This is a genomic window from Mesorhizobium hunchu (assembly GCF_040081975.1).
GTDB classification, from domain to species: domain Bacteria; phylum Pseudomonadota; class Alphaproteobacteria; order Rhizobiales; family Rhizobiaceae; genus Mesorhizobium; species Mesorhizobium hunchu.
This window is the reverse complement of the sequence record NZ_JBEBMG010000017.1, coordinates 19,433-36,762: the sequence shown is the minus strand read 5'-3', so window position 1 is coordinate 36,762 and position 17,330 is coordinate 19,433. Positions and strand designations below refer to the sequence as shown.

The following is a 17,330-nucleotide window of genomic DNA, read 5'->3' as shown; positions in this document are numbered from 1 at the left end:
CATTTCCCATAGAGCGTATTTCATGAAGATTGCCCGTTTCGAAGTCCTTCACGCTACGTCGGGTTGGCGGGTCACTTCCTACCTGAAGGTCGAAACCGCCTGCGGCATCGTCGGCTGGTCCGAATTCAGCGAGAATGTCGGGACGCGCGGGCTCTCGGCTACGATCCTTGCGCTTGGAGACAAAGTAGTGGGGCTCGATCCCCGGCGGATCGAATGGATAACCGCGGTCCTGAACACTTCCGTCGTGCCTGCATGGAGCGGCATCAACCAGCATGCCGTGGCGGCCATCGTCAACGCGATGCTTGACATCAAGGGCAAGGATCTCGGCGTGCCGGTGCATGCGCTGTTCGGCGGCACGGTGCGCGACAGGCTGCCGCTCTACTGGTCGCATTGCGCGACTTACCGAGTGCGCTACGCCGACAGTCTGAACATGCCGGCGCTGACGACGTTCGAGCAACTCGAGGAAGCGGGCGCGGAGGTCGCGCGACGCGGTTTCGGTGCGCTCAAGACCAACGTCATGATGTTGGAGCAAGGCAGGTTGGCCAATTATCGCGCCGCTTTCGGCTCAACGCCGGGGTATCCCGAGCTCAATCCGCAGCCGGACGTCCTCAAGGTTCTCGACAGGCAACTCAAGGCCTTGAGAAAAGGGGCGGGGCAGGACGTGCAGATCATGCTGGATGCCAATTTCAATTTCCGCCCGGAAGGCTATCTGCAGCTCATCCGGACGATACGGCCGCATGGGCTCGCCTGGCTGGAACTCGATTGCTATGACCCCGACGCAGTCGCCCTGATGCGGCGCGAGGCGGGGTTTCCGATCGCGACGGGCGAATCCCTCTACGGGCGCCGCAGCTACCGCCCGTTCTTCGAGAGCTGCGCCATGGACGTGGCCATCGTTGACGTGTTGTGGAACGGCGTGCTGGAAGGTCTGAAGATCGCTGCCCTGGCGGACGCGCACGACGTGAACGTCGCGCCTCATAATTTCTACGGTCACCTTGCCGACCACATCAGCGCGCATTTCGCCGCCATGATCCCCAACTTCCGCATAATGGAGATGGATATCGATGACGTGCCCTGGAAGGGAGAGTTCGTCACTCATCAGCCGGTGATCGAAGCGGGGCAATTGGTCGTGCCCTCCCGTCCCGGCTGGGGAACCGACGTTGACGAGAAGGCCGTTGCTCGGCACCCGGTGACTTGGTAGGCCGATGACGACGCAGCACCAAAGCGTGACGAAGGGACCGGCCACGCCCGTTGCCGGCACATTACTCGACGTGCGTGGACTGGGCATTTCCTTCGCCACGCCCGACGCTACGGTCTCGGTCGTGCGCGACGTCTCTTTCAGGGTGGCTCAAGGCGAGTGCGTTGGGCTCGTTGGCGAAAGCGGATGCGGCAAGACCGTCACCGGTCTCGCTCTGGTGGGGCTCCTGCCGTTCCGCTCCAGTCGCTTCGAAGGACAAATCCTCCTCGATGGCGAAGACCTGCTGTCGCTGCGCGAGAGCCAGTGGCGCAAGCGGCGTGGGCGCCGGATCGGCATGATCTTCCAGGAACCGATGAGTGCGCTCGACCCCGTTTTCACCATCGGCGAGCAGATCGGCGAAACGCTGCGTACCCACTTCGATATCGGCCGGGCCGAGGCGCGCAAGCGGGCCATCGACGCCTTGGACAAAGTCGGAATTCCCGAACCTGCGACGCGCTATAATGCCTATCCACATGAACTGTCTGGCGGCATGCGTCAGAGGGCTATGATCGCCATGGCGATAAGCTGCGAGCCTTCGCTGCTGATCGCCGACGAGCCCACGACCGCGCTCGATGTCACGGTCCAGGCGCAGATCATGGATGTTCTCGCCGAGATCAGCGCGCGATCAGGCATGGCGATCCTGTTCATCAGCCACGATCTCGGCCTTGTGTCGCAGACCTGCAGTCGCATCGTCACCATGTATGCGGGAGAGGTGGTGGAAAACGGCGCGGCCGACGACGTGCTTGTGCGCCCACGCCATCCTTATACGTCCGGTCTGTTGCGCTCGTTGCCGTCATTCACACAGCGCAAGGGCCGGCTGAATTCCATTTCCGGCCGAGTGCCTCGACCCGGCGACTTTTCCGACGGATGCCGGTTCGAGGAACGTTGCACCCATGCTCAGCCGGAATGCTCAAGGCGACAGGTCCTGTTGCCGCTTCCCGACGGCCGGCTGGCACGCTGCCGCCGCAGCGCGGAACTCGATTTGCCCGGTGTAGACACATGAAGGAGAACAGGGCCTGCTCGACGGATATGCCGATCGTGACAGTGGAGAACGTCACAGTCCGGTTCCCCATCGGCCGGACCAGGACGTTGACGGCAGTCGACAGTGTAACGCTGTCGGTTCGTAGAGGAGAGACGTTCGGTCTCATCGGTGAATCGGGGTCTGGAAAATCGACGCTCGGACGCGCCGTCGTCTGTCTTCAGAAACCTGCCGAAGGCAACATATCGCATGAAGGGCAGGATCCCTATTCGATGCGACCCGCCGACTTGCGGCGCCATCGGCGGCAATATCAGATCATCTTCCAGGATCCGGCCGCCGCGCTCGACCCTCGCATGACGATCATCAAGTCCGTACGTGAGCCGCTCGATGCCGTGGGCGAAGGTTCTGTGGCGGAACGCGATGCCCTCGCGCTTGAAATGATGGAACGCGCAGGGCTAGGTCCTGGCTTTGCGAAGCTCTATCCGCACCAGTTGTCGGGCGGGCAGAAGCAGCGTGCCTGCATAGCCCGGGTTCTGACGCTTCGGCCTTCGCTCATTGTCTGCGACGAGGCCGTCGCGGCGCTCGACGTGTCCATCCAAGCCGAAATCCTAAACCTTCTCGCCGACCTGCAGCACGAGTTCGGGCTGACCTACCTGTTCATCACGCACAATATCGGGGTGGTTGAGCACATCAGCGACACTATAGCGGTGATGTATCTCGGGCAGATCATCGAGATCGCGCCTGCCGAGCAGCTGTCGCAAAACTATCGGCATCCCTATACGGAAGCCCTGCTCTCGGCCGAACCGGTCGCGTTGCCCTCACATCTGCGGCCCGACCGGCGCATCATCCTCGAAGGCGAATTGCCGAGCCCGATGGAACCGCCGTCCGGCTGCCGGTTCCGCACGCGCTGCCGCTATGCCACGACGCGCTGCGCCGCGGAAATGCCGGCGCTGCGCGAAATCGCGCCGAGGCACCATGCCGCCTGCCACTATGCCGAGACGTTTCGCGACGGTCAGTCGCCAAGGGCCGTGTGATCCGATGCCGGTGCTCCGCTTTCTCTTCTGGCGTGCCATGCAGGTGATCCCGGTGATCTTCATGGCCACGCTCGCAATTTTCGGGCTTGTCCAGCTCGTGCCGGGCGATCCGGCGGCGACGATCGCTGGAGAATACGCGACCGCCGAAAATATCGAAGCCATCCGCCAATCCCTCGGGCTCGACCGGCCTGCCTGGGAGCAATACGGCACCTGGCTCTGGAACGCCGTTCATGGCGACCTTTCGAATTCGCTTCTGACAGGTCTTCCTGTACTCGATGAAGTCATGCGCCAGCTGCCATCGACCTTGCTGATCGCGGTTCTGGCTCTCGTTATCGCGATACTGGTCGGCGTTCCGCTGGGCATCCTGGCGGCAACGCGCGCCAATTCCATGCTGGATCGGGTCGTGACGGGGATCGCTTCGCTCGGCGTCGCCGTCCCCAACTTCTGGCTCGGCATGATTCTCGTCAGTATTTTCGCCGTGGGTTTCGGCTGGTTTCCGACGACGGGCGCCCGGCCGTTGACGACAGATTTCTGGGGCGCATTGCAGCACGCGGTGCTGCCGGCGGCGACTTTGGCAACCGGAGGCATCGCCGAGATCACCCGGCAACTGCGCAGCTCCCTTATCGAGGTCCTGCAATCCCAGTATGTCCGCACACTTCGCGCCAAGGGCCTGTCGCCGGCGCTGATCCTGTGGAAGCACGGGCTGCGCAACGCTTCGCTGACGCTGCTGACCGTGGTGGGCCTTGTCTTCAACCATACGCTGGGAGCGACTGTGGCGACCGAGGCGGTGTTCGCCATTCCCGGCGCCGGCTCGATGATCGTCAATGCAGCCATCAACAAGGACTTCCCGATTGTCCAAGGGGCGGTTTTCGTCCTGGTCATGATCGTGATCGCAATGAACCTGATCATCGACCTCCTCTACACCGTGCTGGATCCGCGGGTGAAGAAGGACTGATTTCATGACATCCACCTTCGACAGACCGGCTTCCTCCTTCCTGTCCTGGATCAGGAGCGATCTGCGCGCCGCGTTGTGCTTCGGGTATCTCGTGCTGCTGGTTCTGCTGTCGGCTGCGGCACCTTTGATCACGCACTATTCGCCCATCGAGCAGACGATGGATTTCCTGGCTCCGCCCGGGGCCGATCACTGGCTCGGCACGGACGATCTGGGGCGCGATGTCTTCGCCCGCGTCGTCTACGGCACGCCCATGAGCCTCTACGCCAGTTTCCTCGCCGTCGGCGTCGGCCTGGTGATCGGTCTGCCTTTTGGAATGCTGGCCGGGTACTGCGGCGGTTGGTTCGACGCGGTGGTCAGCCGCATGATCGACACGCTGCTTTCCTTTCCGGGAATTGTGCTGGCGGTTGCCGTCACAGGTGCGCTGGGCATCGGCCTGACCAATGCGATGATCGCGGTCGGCATCGTCTTCGCGCCCAACATTGCCCGCTTGATCCGTATCCAGACCATCGTCGTGAAGAACGAACTCTATGTCGAAGCGGCTCACAGTTTCGGCATGCCGGTCTGGTCCATCATCCTGCGTCATATCGTGCCGAATGCTATCCAGCCGATCATCGTTCAGGTGACACTGATGTTGGCCGGCGCCTTGCTCGCCGAAGCGAGCCTCAGTTTCCTGGGGCTTGGCGTGCAGCCGCCTTGGCCGAGCTGGGGACAGATGCTGGCCCGCGGCTATACCTACATGGAGATCGCCCCGGCGCAGATGTACGTGCCCGGCCTCGCGATCCTGCTGACGGCGCTGGCCTACAACGGCCTGGGCGAATCGTTGCGATCCCGCCTTGATCCGACCCGCCTCGGACGCGGTTGACGTTCAAATTGCAGTTCAAAAAAGGATAGAAAAGATGAAAATCGGTTTCATCGGGCTCGGCGTCATGGGCGCCCACATGGCGCGCCATCTGGTCACCGCCGGGCATGAGGTGACGGTCTACAACCGCACGAGCGCCAAGGCGGAGGCCTGGGTCGGCGCAAACCGGGGAAAGGCGGCGGCCACGCCGCGCGCCCTGGCCGAAGGTCAGGATATCGTCATGTCCTGCGTCGGCAACGACGCCGATCTCGCCGAGGTCACGACGGGCAAGGAGGGCGCCTTCCATGGAATGGCTCCGGGCACGCTGTTCGTTGACCATACGACCGCTTCCGCCGAAATCGCACGCGATCTCCATGGCAAGGCAAGGGCCCTGGATATCGGCTTCATCGACGCTCCGGTCTCGGGTGGCGAGGCGGGCGCGCGCGACGGAAAGTTGACGGTCATGTGCGGCGGCGAGGAAAAGGACTACGCACGAGGCGAACCGGCTATCGCCGCCTTTGCGCGCGCTTGTCGCCTGATGGGTCCGTCCGGTGCCGGCCAGCTGACCAAGATGGCCAATCAGATCTGCATTGCCGGACTGGTGCAGGCGTTGTCGGAGGGGATTCATTTCAGCCAATCCGCCGGGCTGGATGTGGAGGCGATGCTTGACGTCGTTTCCCAGGGAGCGGCCGGATCCTGGCAGATGCAGAACCGTGGCAAGACAATGAACAGCGGCGAGTTCGATTTCGGATTCGCCGTGCAACTGATGCGCAAGGATCTCGGCATTTGCCTGTCCGAAGCGAAACGCAACGGTGCCTCGCTGCCCGTGACTGCGCTGGTCGATCAGTTCTACTCCGACGTGGAAAAGGCCGGCGGCGCGCGCTGGGACACGTCAAGTCTTATCACCCGATTGAAAACCGCCTGAGCCTTGCGGAGAGCATCGATGAGCCGCCAATTTCGTGTCATCGCCACCAATCCGCTGCATCCGGATGCCGAGGCACTCTTGCGCCAGTCATATGACTATGAGCCTGTGCCAGACAGCAGCCCCGGTACGCTGAAGCGTTGGATCGCGGACGCTGATGGAATCATTGTCCGGACCAAGTTGCGGGATGACATCTTCGATGCCGCACCACGCCTGTTGGCCTGCGTTCGCCATGGTGTGGGCCTGGATTTCATCCCGGTGGAGAACGCGACGCAAAAGGGCATCGCGGTAGCCAATCTGCTGGAAGCGAACAAGCAGGCCGTTGTCGAATACGTCGTTGGCTCGGCGCTGCTGTTGGCAAGAAGGTTGGCTGTGACCGACCAAAGGTTTCGTGGGGAAGGATGGGCTTCGCGCGCGGATTACGGTGGCTTCGAATTGGCGGGCAAGACGCTCGGCATCGTCGGCTGTGGGCGGATAGGACGGGCCGTAGGGCAGGCGATGCGCGCGGCTTTCAATATGACGGTGCTGGGCTACGATATAACGGAGCCCACGGAGGAGGGCGGCATCGAGCGGGTCGCGCTTAAGGATCTGTTCGCTCGGTCTGATGTCATCACGTTGCATATGCCGTCGACGCCCGCGACGCGCGGGATGGTCGGGAAGCGGCTGCTTGCGGTGATGAGGCCCGACGCGGTGCTGATCAACGCGGCGCGCGGCGACCTCATCGACGAAGCAGCGCTCCTGGAGGGTTTGGAAAAGGGTAAACCGTCTGCAGCCGCGATCGATGTTTTCGAGCCGGAGCCCTTGCAGGCCGATAGTTCACTTTTGAAGGTCCCCAATCTGTTTCTGACTCCCCATATAGCAGGCGGGACGACCGAGAGTGCTCTGCGTATGAGTATGCAGTCGGCTGACGCGATGATGACACTGCTGAAGGGTGAGCTACCTGGTTCCCTCGTTAACCCGATCATTTGGCAGAGGTATTTGGAAAGACTTCGGTCCCGAAGATAAGGTTTGCGCGACCAGCCCTTCTTGATCAGAGTGCGTCCGAACAGACCTGGCTCAGTCGGTCTCCCCCACTGCTATCGATCTTTAAGTCTCGCAGGACGCTTTCGGTGTCGCTGCCAAGAGTTGGAGGCGGCGAAAGGGGCGTGATTGGTTGCCCGTTCGCGGTGAAGCTGAGAGAAGGCACGTGGATTGGTCCGTCGTGACCGTCCAGACGTAACTCGCACAGCAATTTTCGAACAGTGACATGAGGGTCGGCAAGTATCTCCTCAAGCCCCCGGATTCTTGCAGCCGGAACATCAACGGCCTCCAGGATTTCTTCCCATTCTTCGGCAGCGCGGGCGAGAAAAGTCCGGTTGAGCGTTTCACGCAATTCAATTCCGTTTTGCCTGCGTGCTTCAGGCGTATGCCAGCGCACATCTTCAAGAATGTCGGACCGGTCGATCGCCAGGCATAAATTCCGGAACTGCCGCTCGTTGTTGGCCGCAAGCATCAGAACGCCATCTGCGGTCTCGAATGCTCCTGACGACGGGCTGGCGCTCCAGGCTTCGTTGCCGTTCTGTGCGGGCTTCCAGTTCGCCGTCCTGTGCTGGGTCATAAGCGAGGCCATCAGCATGAGTGCGGTGTCCAGCATGGCTACATCGAGACGGACCGCGGCGCCGGTGCGCTTGACCTCCATCAATCCGGCGATCATCGCCATCGCCGCATTCATACCTGTCGCGAAATCGACATAGGGCGCTCCGACCTTGGTTGGACCGTCACCTGGTTTGCCGGTGGTCAGCATGATGCCGCACATGCCCTGGATGATATGATCGTAGGCCGGACGTCGACTTAGCGGACCGCTTTGGCCATAGGCTGAGATCGAGCAATAGACGATGTCGTTCTTGATCTGGCGAACGACGTCGTAACCAAGGCCCAGCTTTTCGGCAACGCCGGGTTTGAAGTTCTCGATGAAGATGTCTGCCGTCGCCACGAGCTTTTTTGCCGTTTCAAGCCCCTCTGGCGTCTTGAGATCGATCGTGACCGATTTCTTGGCCGCATTCTGTGTCAGGAAACCCAGCCCCATGCGGCGATCCGACAATTCCTGCACAAGCCCACCGGTGCGGGTCCAGTCGCCTTCGCCCGGCTTTTCGATCTTGATCACCTCGGCGCCCATCAGCGCCAGTTGATAGGTGGCGTACGGTCCAGCCAGTACCTGGCTGAGATCAACGACGCGTACACCTTGGAGAGGCTGGAACATCAATCGCCTTTCATAGGCTGCAAGAAAAAGACCGGAAGGTTTTCCCAAGAAAGGTCACTTCGAGACGATTCCCGCGGCCTTCATGATTGCCTTGTTCTTGGCGGTGCTCGCCGTCATCTCCTTGGTCGCCTCTGCGGCATCGAGATATTGGATCGGGATGTCGGCTGCGTCCGCGACCTTCTTGAAATCGGCATCGGTCTGGCAGGCTTTCAGTGCCGCCGACAGCTTGTCGATCACGGCTTTCGGCGTGCCCTTGGGAAGAATCAGCGTCGTGCGCGTATCCATCCCGAGTTGAAATCCCTGCTCTTCGATCGTCGGCACTGTCGGAGCCGATGGATGACGGAAGGTCGTGGTCGCGGCGATGCTCTTGAGCTGATCGGGATAGCGGTAGTGAATACCGCCGGAGTAAGCCAACATTACCTGTCCGCCCAGGAGTGCATTGATCATCTCCGAGCCCGACTGCACGGGCACGATATTCACCTGAATGCCCGTCTTCTTCATGATTTCGTTGATGTATAGCCGCGCCTCGGGAGCGAGCGCGGCGTAGCTGGATCCTGGATTTTTCTTTGCCCATTCAACGTATTCGGCGAGGTTATTGAACGGTGCATCCTTGGGTGCGGCCAAGGCGAGCTGGAAAGCTGTTATCATGCCAGCGTAGTCGAACTCGTCCGGCTTGAAGTCGGCGTTCTTCATCACGAAGGGCGCCAGATTGATCAATGCGTTCGAGTTGAACAGGATTGTGTAGCCGTCCGGGTTGGCATGGGTCAGCTCACGCGCCGCCACGGCGCCGCCGACGCCCGGCTTGTTGATCACGTTGATCGGCTGACCGAGCTGTTTCGAAATCACGTTCGCCGTGGCGCGGGCGATCAGGTCCGTTTGGCCCCCCGCACCATAGCCGACAAGCATGGTGATCGGACCGGTCGGATAATCATCTGCCAAAACAGGCCCGCTGAAGGCGCTGAACGATAGCGCCGTAGCGACGCCCAGCAGTGTCCGTCTCTTGATCATGCTTCTTCCTCCCTTGAATTTCTTGTCGCCGAAGTCGGTGCTGCCACCACGGGCGAATGCCCCCGGCCAACCCACCAGATCGTTCCAAGCGTCAGAAAGCCGAAGGCCATGGCGATGGGATGATGGATCAGGTTGGCGGGATCGTGGTTGAGGATCTGAATGGACTGGCGGAAGCTCAGCTCGAGATTTGGTCCAATGACGAAGCCGATCAGGAAGGTGACGAAGGAGAAGTCGAGCTTGCGTGACAGCAGCCCCAGCCCGGTAAAGAACAGCATCACCCAGATCGAAAAGACCGTGGAGGTCTCCAGATAGGCGCCGATGGAGCACAGCAGCAGCACGCCGGGAATAATCAGCCGCAGCGGCACCCGGATGACCATGGCGAAAAGCCTTTGGCCGACTGAACCGATTATCAGCATGATGAGGCTGGCGCACAGCATGGCCGCGTAGACATCGGCAACCAGACGTGGCTGTTGTTTGAACATCAAAGGTCCCGGGGTAAGCCCATGAAGAATGAAGGCGGCTATCAGGATTGCGGCGATGACGCTGCCGGGAATGCCGAGGGCAAAGAGCGGAACCAGCGATGACGGCACGACCGCGTTGTCTGCGCTTTCGGCGGCCGCGATGCCCTCGATCATGCCGGTGCCGAATTTCTCCGGCGTTTTGGAGGCTTTGCGGGTTGCCGCGTAGGACAGAAACGAACCAACCGAGGCACCTAGTCCGGGCAAAATCCCGACAACCGATCCGATGAATGTTCCGCGGAGGATGACGGGAATGCAGCGCCGCCATTCCGACCGCAGGATTACCCGGTCTTCATGCGCCGTACCGTCCTTGATCTGCTCGAACTCGGCGTCGAGTGCCTTCAGATTTCCGGCCTGTGCGATCATCTCTGCGACTGCCAGCATTCCAATCGCCATCGGAACGAGCTTGATGCCGTCGTCGAGCTCGAGGAGGCCAAAGGTCAGTCGTGGAACAAACGTCTCGGGCTCTATCCCGACGGTGGCGAAGAAGACGCCGAAGGCGGCGGCGATCAGTCCTTTAATGAGCGAGCGGCCAGACAGACCGCCAATGAAGGTTAGTGAAAACAGCAGGATCGCACACAGTTCAACGGGACCAATGAGCAGCGCGTAGCTCGCCAGGGGCGCTGCCAGGAAAATCAGGACGAGCGTCGACAGGAAATCGCCGATCACGGAGGCGTAAAGGCCCATCTTGAGAGCCTTCTGCGCCTTGCCCTGACGCGCAAGCGGATAGCCATCAAGTGCTGTGGGTGCAGAGGCCGGTTCTCCCGGAGTATTGATCAATATCGCCGAAACCGCGCTGCCGGCGGCGGATCCCTTGGCAATTCCGATCAGCATTCCCAGCGCCGCGACCGGATGCAGGTAGAAGGTCAAGGGGATCGAGACCGCAACGCCGGTCGCCTTGCCGAGACCGGGAAGCGCACCGACGAGATAGCCGATCGTCACGCCGATCGCGATCCACATCAGTATTTTGGGCGTCAATACGTCAGCGAAGCCGGTGATGATATCCATTTCCGGCCTCAGACGATCGCGGTGCCGAGCACCTTGTAGAAGAGCAACCAGACTGTGATCAGCAAGCCAGCTGGCATCGCCACGATGACCCAGGGCCGCCGTTCGCCCAGCGCAATGAGAGAGCCTGCGACGAGCGCACCCCCCGAAACGGCGGGAGATACCCAGAAGTAAAGCGCGATGGCGACGGCAAACACCGTTGCAATCTTCACGATGGCGAGCATTTCTGCCCAGGTGAAAAGCGGCGGCTCATCACCCGGTGCTGCATCAGACGCCAGATTACGAATGGCCAGCAGCACCGACAGACCCGTTATCAATACCATCATGAGGACAGGCACCAGCCGAGGCGACATGTAGCCCGCTGGACCCGGTTCGATTTGCCAGGGAATGATGATGAAAAGCGTAATCAGGCCGAAAACGGCCAGGATGACGCCAGAGATAACGTCGGCGCGTCTCATGTTCTCCTCCTGCAACCGCCCTACGTTCGGCCGCCACTCCCTCAGCCAACACCTATCCTCAAATAAGCCAAAAGAAAAAGTCGAAACTTTTTTCAACGTGATAAGCTTTTTCTATGTCTCGGATTCCCATACGTTTGGACAGCCTGCGCCTTCGCCATCTGCGATTGCTGGAGCTGATTGACGAGCACAGGTCCTTGAGAGCAGTTGGCGCAATACTCAACCGGACACAGCCGGCCGTCTCCCAGATGCTCAAGGACCTGGAATACGCATTCGGTGTTCCTTTGGTGGAGCGATCGGTCAGAGGTGTGGCGCTCAACGCTGCTGGCCTGCTTGCCCTGCAGCGAGCCCGCTCCGGTTTGGCATCGTTCGACCATCTCGTTTCTGAATTGACAGCTGCCCAGTCCCCGATCCTCAGGGTCGGCACCAACCCTGCACTGGCATTCCAGATGTTGCCTGCGGCGTTGCAGCGCCTTCAATCGCGCGGTGAGCCTCTAAGGCTTAGAGTCCAAACCGGCGTGGTCGCCGACATGTTGCAGTCGTTGTGGGACGGCGAACTGGACTGTTATGTCGGTCGCGTCGACTGGGATCAGATGCCCCAGATGATGGTTCCCACTCTACGGCACGATCCTCTCATCGAGACCGACCTGGTCGTCGCATGCTCCGTCCGACATCCGCTCACGACCCGACAGAATATATCGATTTCGGAGCTGTCCGAGTGGCAATGGGTGCTTCCGCCAATAACATCCAACAATCGGGTCGCGCTTGAAACGGAGTTTCGAAACCACGGCATCGCCGTCCCTGTCCCGAATACCGAGATTGCCGATCCAGCCGGGTTGCTGATCCTGGCGCGAGAGCTGGACGTCCTTATCTGCGCACCGCGATTTACGCTCGACACCCATATCGCCGGCGGTGAGCTCTGTGCGCTCGATATTCCCTCACTGGCTCTGCCGCTCATACGGGTCGGTTTCGTGACGCTTGCGGAGCATCGGAACATGGCGGCACTACAGCTTCTGTGGCAGGTATTGAGTGAAGCCGCCGAGCAGTTCCGCGCGCGCGACTGACACGCCGAGACCCCGTACCCGCGGAAGGACAATCAGCATTTGTTGTCACCCGGCACAAAGTTTCGATTGTTTTTTCCAACCGCCGCCGGGCTAAGTTGATTCATGGTGTGCCTCTGGTCATTTCAACCTCGCGAAGGAGACCTGAACGATGCGGGACGCGGTAATCGTTTCAACTGCACGCACCCCCATCGGCAAAGCCTATCGCGGCGCGTTCAACGCTGCTGCGGCCCCGACGCTCGGCGCTCACGCCATTCGCTCTGCGGTCGAGCGCGCTGGCATTGAGACCGGCGAAATAGACGACTGCGTCATGGGTGCTGCCTTGCCACAAGGTTTTCAACACACGATCGGACGGACAGCGCCTTTGCGCGCTGGATTGCCCGTCACCGTGCCTGGCATGACGATCGATCGACAATGCTCGTCCGGTCTTATGGCGATAGCAACCGCCGCAAAACAGATCATCGTGGACCGCATGGACGTTGTCCTGGCGGGTGGCGTTGAGTCCATTTCAACAGTGCAAACCGATTCGCTGCTTATCGACATGGACAACGAACTCGTTGCCATGCACGGGGATATCTTCATGCCGATGATCGACACTGCCGAGGTCGTCGCGAAGCGATATGGGATCAGTCGCGAGCGCCAGGACGCCTATGCTCTGGCATCACAGCAGCGCACAGCCAGAGCGCAGAAGGCCGGTCTCTTCAACGCTGAAATTGTTCCGGTTACGGCGACAATGACATCGGTCGACAAGGCCACGGGCGAGACGTTCCAGCACGCTGTTACGCTGTCGAGTGATGAAGGCAATCGACCCGGAACAACAGCCGAAGGGTTGGCAGCGTTGAATCCGGTGCGGGAAGGGGGGACCGTCACCGCAGGCAACGCCAGCCAGCTTTCCGATGGGGCGTGCGCCTGTGTCGTCATGGAGGCGAGGCAGGCGGAGCGCCGTGGCCTCCACCCGCTCGGGCGCTATGTGGGGATGGCTGTTGCAGGCACCGAGCCGGACGAAATGGGCATCGGCCCCGTTTTCGCCGTCCCGAAACTGCTGGAGCGGTTCGGTCTCTCCGTCGACGACGTTGACCTTTGGGAGCTCAATGAAGCATTTGCGGTGCAGGTGATTTACTGCCGCGATCGGTTGGGCATTCCTGATGAGAACCTAAACGTCAACGGGGGAGCGATTTCCATCGGTCATCCATACGGGATGTCGGGTGCCCGCATGGTCGGTCACGCGCTGATCGAAGGTCGGCGCCGGCGAGCGAAACACGTCATTGTCACCATGTGTGTGGGCGGCGGAATGGGCGCTGCCGGGCTCTTTGAAGTATTCTGACCACACCTCACAGACCGACAATTTAAGAACCGCGGCGACGTGAAGCCTGTCATCCATCCTATCCATCTCAACCCGAAACGGCTTTGAGGTAGTCCATCTTAGAAAGGACCTCGCGCGCCGTACTCAGAAAAGCGCGAATATTGTTGCTGTCCTCATTCGTCCTGTATTTGGCGAAGATCGGCGTATCCGCAACGGGTGGTGAGGTCTTGAGGATGCGCACCGTGCCGTCACGGATGTCGCTATCGGCCATCTTGTTCGGGTAAATGCCGATGGCTACACCGTTCGTGACCAGATGGGCGAGCATGGCGACGCTGTTGCAAATGTCGACACGCGCCGGAACCAGGCCCGCACTGGCAAACCAGCCGATGACCTGCCGGTGGTTGATGCTGCCCACCGGGTTGGAAATGATCGGATAGCCGGCGATGTCATGCGGGCTCACTACGGGTGGCAAATCCCAGGATGCGGCCGCGATCCACGCCGTTTCCTGCGCGCCGAGCGGAACGAGCGTGAACCCGTCATGTTCAACCGGCTCCACCAGAAAACCCAGATCAAGCTTGTGGGCGTGAAGCTCGGGCTCAACCGAGGCCGTTGTGGATACGACAACTTCCGGGTGGAGATCGGGGTAAAGCGCGTGGACCGCCTTGAGGATCGGCGAAAGGCAAATCATCGCGAAGCCCTCGGCAAAGCCGACCTTGATGGTGCCACGCACGTCGGCGGCGCCGAATTTGCCCGAAATCCTTTCAACCGATTCCAGTATGTCCTGGGCTTCGCCAAGCAGCGAATGTCCGTTCGGTGAAAGACGTATGCCCCTGCCGATACGGTCGAACAGCACCGTGCCGACATGGTCCTCCATCGCCTTCAATCTCAGCGAGACGGAAGGTTGCGACAGGTTCAGCTTCCTTGCGGCCTTGTCGACCGAGCCAAGAGTCGCCGTCCAGTAGAATGCTTCGAGCTGCGCGACCGTGAGACGACTCATAGGAAATCCAAATGAATTAGCCGAAGATTTCTAATTTGTTTTCAAAAATCTAAATGGCTATGCGGTGACTTGCAAGACAGGGGAGGGGTGAATGCCGCGACCGGAAGGGCGTGTCGTCAGGATCGATGGATACGAGCTTCGCTGCGCCATGCCGTCCGTCGCGGGCAATGCACTCAGGACGTTCAGCGAGCGCTCGACCCTGCTGGTCAGGATCGTGACCGCGTCGGGCTATGAAGGCTGGGGCGAGACCTGGGCTTATCCCGGATCGGCCGGCTCCTTGATCCGATCGATACTCGGCCCCGCTCTCCTGGGCGCTGATGTCGCTAATCCGCGCGCCGCGCAGGCGCGAATGCTGCAAGCGGCCGTCCCCGATCGCCGCGGCCAGGTCCATATGGCAGCCAGCGCGCTCGACATCGCGATGTGGGATGCGCTCGGGCAGATGACCGGCCAGCCCATGTATACGCTGCTTGGCGGTGCGCTGCGCGATCGCGTCCGGGCGTATGCGAGCGGACCGCTCCTGCCAGCCGACGGCGACCGTTATCGCGGTTTCGAGGGGGAGGTCGCCCGCTACGTCGAAGACGGATTTACGGCGGTCAAGATCAGGATCGGCATATCGCTCGCGGCCGATCTGCGCGCGATCAGGCAGGCGCGCGCCATTCTGGGCGATGCTTCGCTGCTGATGGCGGATCTCAATGAATCCTCAACGGTCCGGGACGCCGTCACCCTGGCGCAGCAAGCAGCGGATTCCAATCTGGCCTGGCTCGAGGAGCCTCTGCCGCATGACGATCTCCCCGGCTACCGGCGCCTTGCCGCATCGCTGCCCGTGGCGCTGGCCGGCGGCGAATCCTTCTGCGGCGTTCAAGCGTTTCGAGACGTCCTGAGTGAAGCTGCGCTCGACCTCGTTCAGCCCGACCTCGCAATCTGCGGAGGCTTGACGGAAGGCTTGCGGATCATGGGGCTGGCCGACGCATTCTGCGTGCCGGTGCTGCCGCATGTATGGGGCGGGGCCGTCAATTTCCTCGCGTCCCTTCAGTTCGCCGCGATCCTGACGCCGGGTCGCGGCCAGGTATCGGCACCGCTGTTCGAATACGACATGAGCTTCAATCCGTTGCGTGACCGCATCTACGATCCAAAGCTGGACGCGGACGGCAATCTCGCCATCCCGGACGGTCCCGGTCTTGGTATGAAGATCGAGATCGACCGGCTCGGCGACTATGTGCGGGATCACTGGGTTCTTGAGCCTTGATTTTTTGAAGACAGTTCAATGGTGGAGGAGAGTGGAAATGAGAAAGCTTCTGGTGGCCGCGATCGTCGCGCTGGCAACATGTCCGACCTGGGCTTGGGCAGCCCCTGATATGACGCTCAACCTGGGCCTGGTCGGAGGCCCAAAGGCGCCCGAGGCGATCGCTATGGGCCAGTTCGCCGAGGAGATCAAGGACAAGACCGACGGGCGCATCGAAATCCGCGTTCAGGGCGGCGGTGCGCTGGGCGGCGACCGTGAGGTCATCGAGGGGGTCCAGCTCGGCACCGTTGACATGACCGTCGTCAGCACGTCGATCGTCGTCAATTTCGATCCCGACTTCGCGATCCTGGACATCCCGTTCCTGTTTCGCGACTTCGACCACGCGCAGGCTGTGCTCGACGGGCCGATCGGCAAGGAACTGCTGGACGGCCTGCCGCAGAAGGGACTGGTCGGGTTGGCCTTCGGCGGAATGGGCTTTCGCGAGCTGACAAACAACGCAAAGCCGGTCAAGACCCCGGACGACGTCAAAGGTCTCAAGATCCGCACGCAGCAGAACGAGATGCACATTGCCGTTTGGCGCGAGCTTGGCGCCTTGCCAACGCCGATGGCCATTCCGGAAGTCTACACCGCGCTTCAGCAGGGCGTTGTCGACGGTCAAGAAAATCCGGTCGGCGCGATCATCAACAATCGCTTCGGCGAGGTTCAAAAATATATCAGCCTCACAGACCATGCATTCACGCCCTTGGTCTTGCTGATCTCGCCATCGGTCTATTCTTCGCTCAGCGAGGAGGATAAGCAGGTGTTCGCAACGGCCGCCAAGAATGCGATGGCGCGCAATCGCAAGGAGGTCGACGCTGTCCTCACGTCCGGACTGGAGACGCTGAAGTCCCAGGGCATGACCGTGGTGGCTGATGTCGACAAGGCGGCTTTCCGGGCCAAGCTCGGCGACATCTACAAGGAATTCGCCAAGCGCTTCGGCGAAGACAGGCTGAAGGCGATCGACGAGACCAAATAATGGGAACCGCTTCATCGCTGCGTTCGGCCTTCCTCGTTGTGGAAGGCCGAATAACACAAGGTGCGGTCGCGCTGGGTACCTGTGGCCTGGCGCTGGCCTGCCTTGTCGGCTTCTACCAGGTTCTCACGCGATTCATCCTGCACGCGCCCTCGTCCTGGTCCGAGCCGCTCATCCAGACGACCTTGATCTGGATGGCCTATGTCGCGCTGGCCGGAGCGATGCGTGCCGGCACGCTGATTTCGGTCGACCTCATCCAAAGCATGAGCACCGGCCGGATGCGAATGCTGGTCAACGCGGTCACCTATCTATCGACGCTGGCCCTGCTGGCGGTCCTCTTCTGGTTCGGCTGCCAGCTCGTCTGGCGCGTTCGCTTCCAGACCATCGCCGGCCTCGGCGTATCCGCGTCATGGGCCTATGCGGCGCTGCCGACAGGATCGCTGCTGTCGGCGCTGGCCCTTGTGGCCCATGCGCTCGACCCGGAACAGAAACGCGACTTCCGCGTCGAGAACGCAGGCTAGGAGCGC

17 protein-coding genes are annotated in these 17,330 nt (G+C 61.0%); 12 read left to right on the top strand and 5 right to left on the bottom strand.

Annotated elements, in window-relative coordinates:
- Positions 1 to 22: 22 nt before the first annotated feature.
- Genes ABMA46_RS20305 through ABMA46_RS20275 form a run of 7 tightly spaced genes read left to right on the top strand, consistent with a single transcriptional unit; the run spans position 23 to position 6,967 of the window.
- Positions 23 to 1,198 (top strand): mandelate racemase/muconate lactonizing enzyme family protein, encoded by a 1,176-nt coding sequence (locus tag ABMA46_RS20305; RefSeq protein ID WP_349001822.1) that lies wholly within the window; start codon positions 23 to 25, stop codon positions 1,196 to 1,198.
- A 4-nt stretch (positions 1,199 to 1,202) separates the two neighbouring features.
- On the top strand, positions 1,203 to 2,237 hold the full coding sequence (locus tag ABMA46_RS20300) for an ABC transporter ATP-binding protein (protein ID WP_349001821.1): 1,035 nt from the start codon (positions 1,203 to 1,205) through the stop codon (positions 2,235 to 2,237).
- Positions 2,234 to 3,247, top strand: coding sequence for an ABC transporter ATP-binding protein (locus ABMA46_RS20295; RefSeq protein WP_349001820.1), 1,014 nt, complete (start codon positions 2,234 to 2,236; stop codon positions 3,245 to 3,247). The genes ABMA46_RS20300 and ABMA46_RS20295 overlap by 4 nt, the downstream gene beginning before the upstream one ends.
- 4 nt (positions 3,248 to 3,251) lie before the next feature.
- On the top strand, positions 3,252 to 4,202 hold the full coding sequence (locus tag ABMA46_RS20290; protein WP_425475780.1) for an ABC transporter permease: 951 nt from the start codon (positions 3,252 to 3,254) through the stop codon (positions 4,200 to 4,202).
- A gap of 4 nt (positions 4,203 to 4,206) precedes the next feature.
- Entirely contained in the window at positions 4,207 to 5,064 is an 858-nt protein-coding gene (locus tag ABMA46_RS20285) for an ABC transporter permease (RefSeq protein ID WP_349001818.1), read from the top strand.
- Between the two features lie 25 nt (positions 5,065 to 5,089).
- Complete coding sequence (locus ABMA46_RS20280) at positions 5,090 to 5,965, top strand: NAD(P)-dependent oxidoreductase (protein ID WP_349001838.1); 876 nt, start codon at positions 5,090 to 5,092, stop codon at positions 5,963 to 5,965.
- A gap of 18 nt (positions 5,966 to 5,983) precedes the next feature.
- On the top strand, positions 5,984 to 6,967 hold the full coding sequence (locus ABMA46_RS20275) for a hydroxyacid dehydrogenase (RefSeq protein ID WP_349001817.1): 984 nt from the start codon (positions 5,984 to 5,986) through the stop codon (positions 6,965 to 6,967).
- A gap of 25 nt (positions 6,968 to 6,992) precedes the next feature.
- Here ABMA46_RS20275 and ABMA46_RS20270 read toward each other — a convergent pair whose 3' ends face one another.
- The 4 genes from ABMA46_RS20270 to ABMA46_RS20255 are packed head-to-tail and all read right to left on the bottom strand — an operon-like array spanning position 6,993 to position 11,190.
- Positions 6,993 to 8,201 carry a CaiB/BaiF CoA transferase family protein gene (locus ABMA46_RS20270; protein ID WP_349001816.1) on the bottom strand — a complete coding sequence of 403 codons (1,209 nt, stop codon included), beginning with the start codon at positions 8,199 to 8,201 and terminating at the stop codon, positions 6,993 to 6,995.
- Between the two features lie 54 nt (positions 8,202 to 8,255).
- Positions 8,256 to 9,209, bottom strand: a complete 954-nt coding sequence (locus tag ABMA46_RS20265) for a Bug family tripartite tricarboxylate transporter substrate binding protein (RefSeq protein ID WP_349001815.1) — start codon at positions 9,207 to 9,209, stop codon at positions 8,256 to 8,258.
- The gene (locus ABMA46_RS20260; protein WP_349001814.1) at positions 9,206 to 10,735 is read right to left on the bottom strand and encodes a tripartite tricarboxylate transporter permease; all 1,530 of its coding nucleotides are present in this window, start codon (positions 10,733 to 10,735) and stop codon (positions 9,206 to 9,208) included. The genes ABMA46_RS20265 and ABMA46_RS20260 overlap by 4 nt, the downstream gene beginning before the upstream one ends.
- 8 nt (positions 10,736 to 10,743) lie before the next feature.
- Complete coding sequence (locus ABMA46_RS20255; protein ID WP_349001813.1) at positions 10,744 to 11,190, bottom strand: tripartite tricarboxylate transporter TctB family protein; 447 nt, start codon at positions 11,188 to 11,190, stop codon at positions 10,744 to 10,746.
- Positions 11,191 to 11,324: 134 nt separating this feature from the next.
- Between ABMA46_RS20255 and ABMA46_RS20250 the strand changes: the two genes are divergently transcribed.
- Together ABMA46_RS20250 and ABMA46_RS20245 are read left to right on the top strand one after the other, a co-directional pair.
- Entirely contained in the window at positions 11,325 to 12,251 is a 927-nt protein-coding gene (locus tag ABMA46_RS20250; protein WP_349001812.1) for a LysR substrate-binding domain-containing protein, read from the top strand.
- A gap of 148 nt (positions 12,252 to 12,399) precedes the next feature.
- Entirely contained in the window at positions 12,400 to 13,572 is a 1,173-nt protein-coding gene (locus ABMA46_RS20245) for an acetyl-CoA C-acyltransferase (RefSeq protein ID WP_349001811.1), read from the top strand.
- Positions 13,573 to 13,639: 67 nt separating this feature from the next.
- Here the strand turns inward: ABMA46_RS20245 and ABMA46_RS20240 are convergent, their stop codons facing one another.
- On the bottom strand, positions 13,640 to 14,548 hold the full coding sequence (locus tag ABMA46_RS20240; RefSeq protein WP_349001810.1) for a LysR family transcriptional regulator: 909 nt from the start codon (positions 14,546 to 14,548) through the stop codon (positions 13,640 to 13,642).
- Between the two features lie 91 nt (positions 14,549 to 14,639).
- On the opposite strand from ABMA46_RS20240, the gene ABMA46_RS20235 reads away from it, so the two are divergent.
- From ABMA46_RS20235 to ABMA46_RS20225, 3 genes are read left to right on the top strand one after another with little or no spacing between them, the layout of a single operon-like run.
- Entirely contained in the window at positions 14,640 to 15,794 is a 1,155-nt protein-coding gene (locus tag ABMA46_RS20235; RefSeq protein WP_349001809.1) for a mandelate racemase/muconate lactonizing enzyme family protein, read from the top strand.
- A 37-nt stretch (positions 15,795 to 15,831) separates the two neighbouring features.
- A complete protein-coding gene (locus tag ABMA46_RS20230; protein ID WP_349001808.1) occupies positions 15,832 to 16,806 on the top strand; it encodes a TRAP transporter substrate-binding protein in 975 nt (324 codons plus the stop codon).
- Positions 16,806 to 17,324 carry a TRAP transporter small permease gene (locus tag ABMA46_RS20225; RefSeq protein WP_349001807.1) on the top strand — a complete coding sequence of 173 codons (519 nt, stop codon included), beginning with the start codon at positions 16,806 to 16,808 and terminating at the stop codon, positions 17,322 to 17,324. Before ABMA46_RS20230 ends, ABMA46_RS20225 begins: the two co-directional genes overlap by 1 nt.
- The last annotated feature ends 6 nt before the right edge of the window (positions 17,325 to 17,330 follow it).

What these genes read in the sequence shown, in the direction of transcription:
- ABMA46_RS20305 (WP_349001822.1), top strand. Translation starts at nt 23, where the DNA reads ATGAAGATTGCCCGTTTCGAAGTCCTTCACGCTACGTCGGGTTGGCGG.
- ABMA46_RS20300 (WP_349001821.1), top strand. Translation starts at nt 1,203, where the DNA reads ATGACGACGCAGCACCAAAGCGTGACGAAGGGACCGGCCACGCCCGTT.
- ABMA46_RS20295 (WP_349001820.1), top strand. Translation starts at nt 2,234, where the DNA reads ATGAAGGAGAACAGGGCCTGCTCGACGGATATGCCGATCGTGACAGTG.
- ABMA46_RS20290 (WP_425475780.1), top strand. Translation starts at nt 3,252, where the DNA reads ATGCCGGTGCTCCGCTTTCTCTTCTGGCGTGCCATGCAGGTGATCCCG.
- ABMA46_RS20285 (WP_349001818.1), top strand. Translation starts at nt 4,207, where the DNA reads ATGACATCCACCTTCGACAGACCGGCTTCCTCCTTCCTGTCCTGGATC.
- ABMA46_RS20275 (WP_349001817.1), top strand. Translation starts at nt 5,984, where the DNA reads ATGAGCCGCCAATTTCGTGTCATCGCCACCAATCCGCTGCATCCGGAT.
- ABMA46_RS20270 (WP_349001816.1), bottom strand. Translation starts at nt 8,201, where the DNA reads ATGTTCCAGCCTCTCCAAGGTGTACGCGTCGTTGATCTCAGCCAGGTA.
- ABMA46_RS20265 (WP_349001815.1), bottom strand. Translation starts at nt 9,209, where the DNA reads ATGATCAAGAGACGGACACTGCTGGGCGTCGCTACGGCGCTATCGTTC.
- ABMA46_RS20260 (WP_349001814.1), bottom strand. Translation starts at nt 10,735, where the DNA reads ATGGATATCATCACCGGCTTCGCTGACGTATTGACGCCCAAAATACTG.
- ABMA46_RS20255 (WP_349001813.1), bottom strand. Translation starts at nt 11,190, where the DNA reads ATGAGACGCGCCGACGTTATCTCTGGCGTCATCCTGGCCGTTTTCGGC.
- ABMA46_RS20245 (WP_349001811.1), top strand. Translation starts at nt 12,400, where the DNA reads ATGCGGGACGCGGTAATCGTTTCAACTGCACGCACCCCCATCGGCAAA.
- ABMA46_RS20240 (WP_349001810.1), bottom strand. Translation starts at nt 14,548, where the DNA reads ATGAGTCGTCTCACGGTCGCGCAGCTCGAAGCATTCTACTGGACGGCG.
- ABMA46_RS20235 (WP_349001809.1), top strand. Translation starts at nt 14,640, where the DNA reads ATGCCGCGACCGGAAGGGCGTGTCGTCAGGATCGATGGATACGAGCTT.
- ABMA46_RS20230 (WP_349001808.1), top strand. Translation starts at nt 15,832, where the DNA reads ATGAGAAAGCTTCTGGTGGCCGCGATCGTCGCGCTGGCAACATGTCCG.
- ABMA46_RS20225 (WP_349001807.1), top strand. Translation starts at nt 16,806, where the DNA reads ATGGGAACCGCTTCATCGCTGCGTTCGGCCTTCCTCGTTGTGGAAGGC.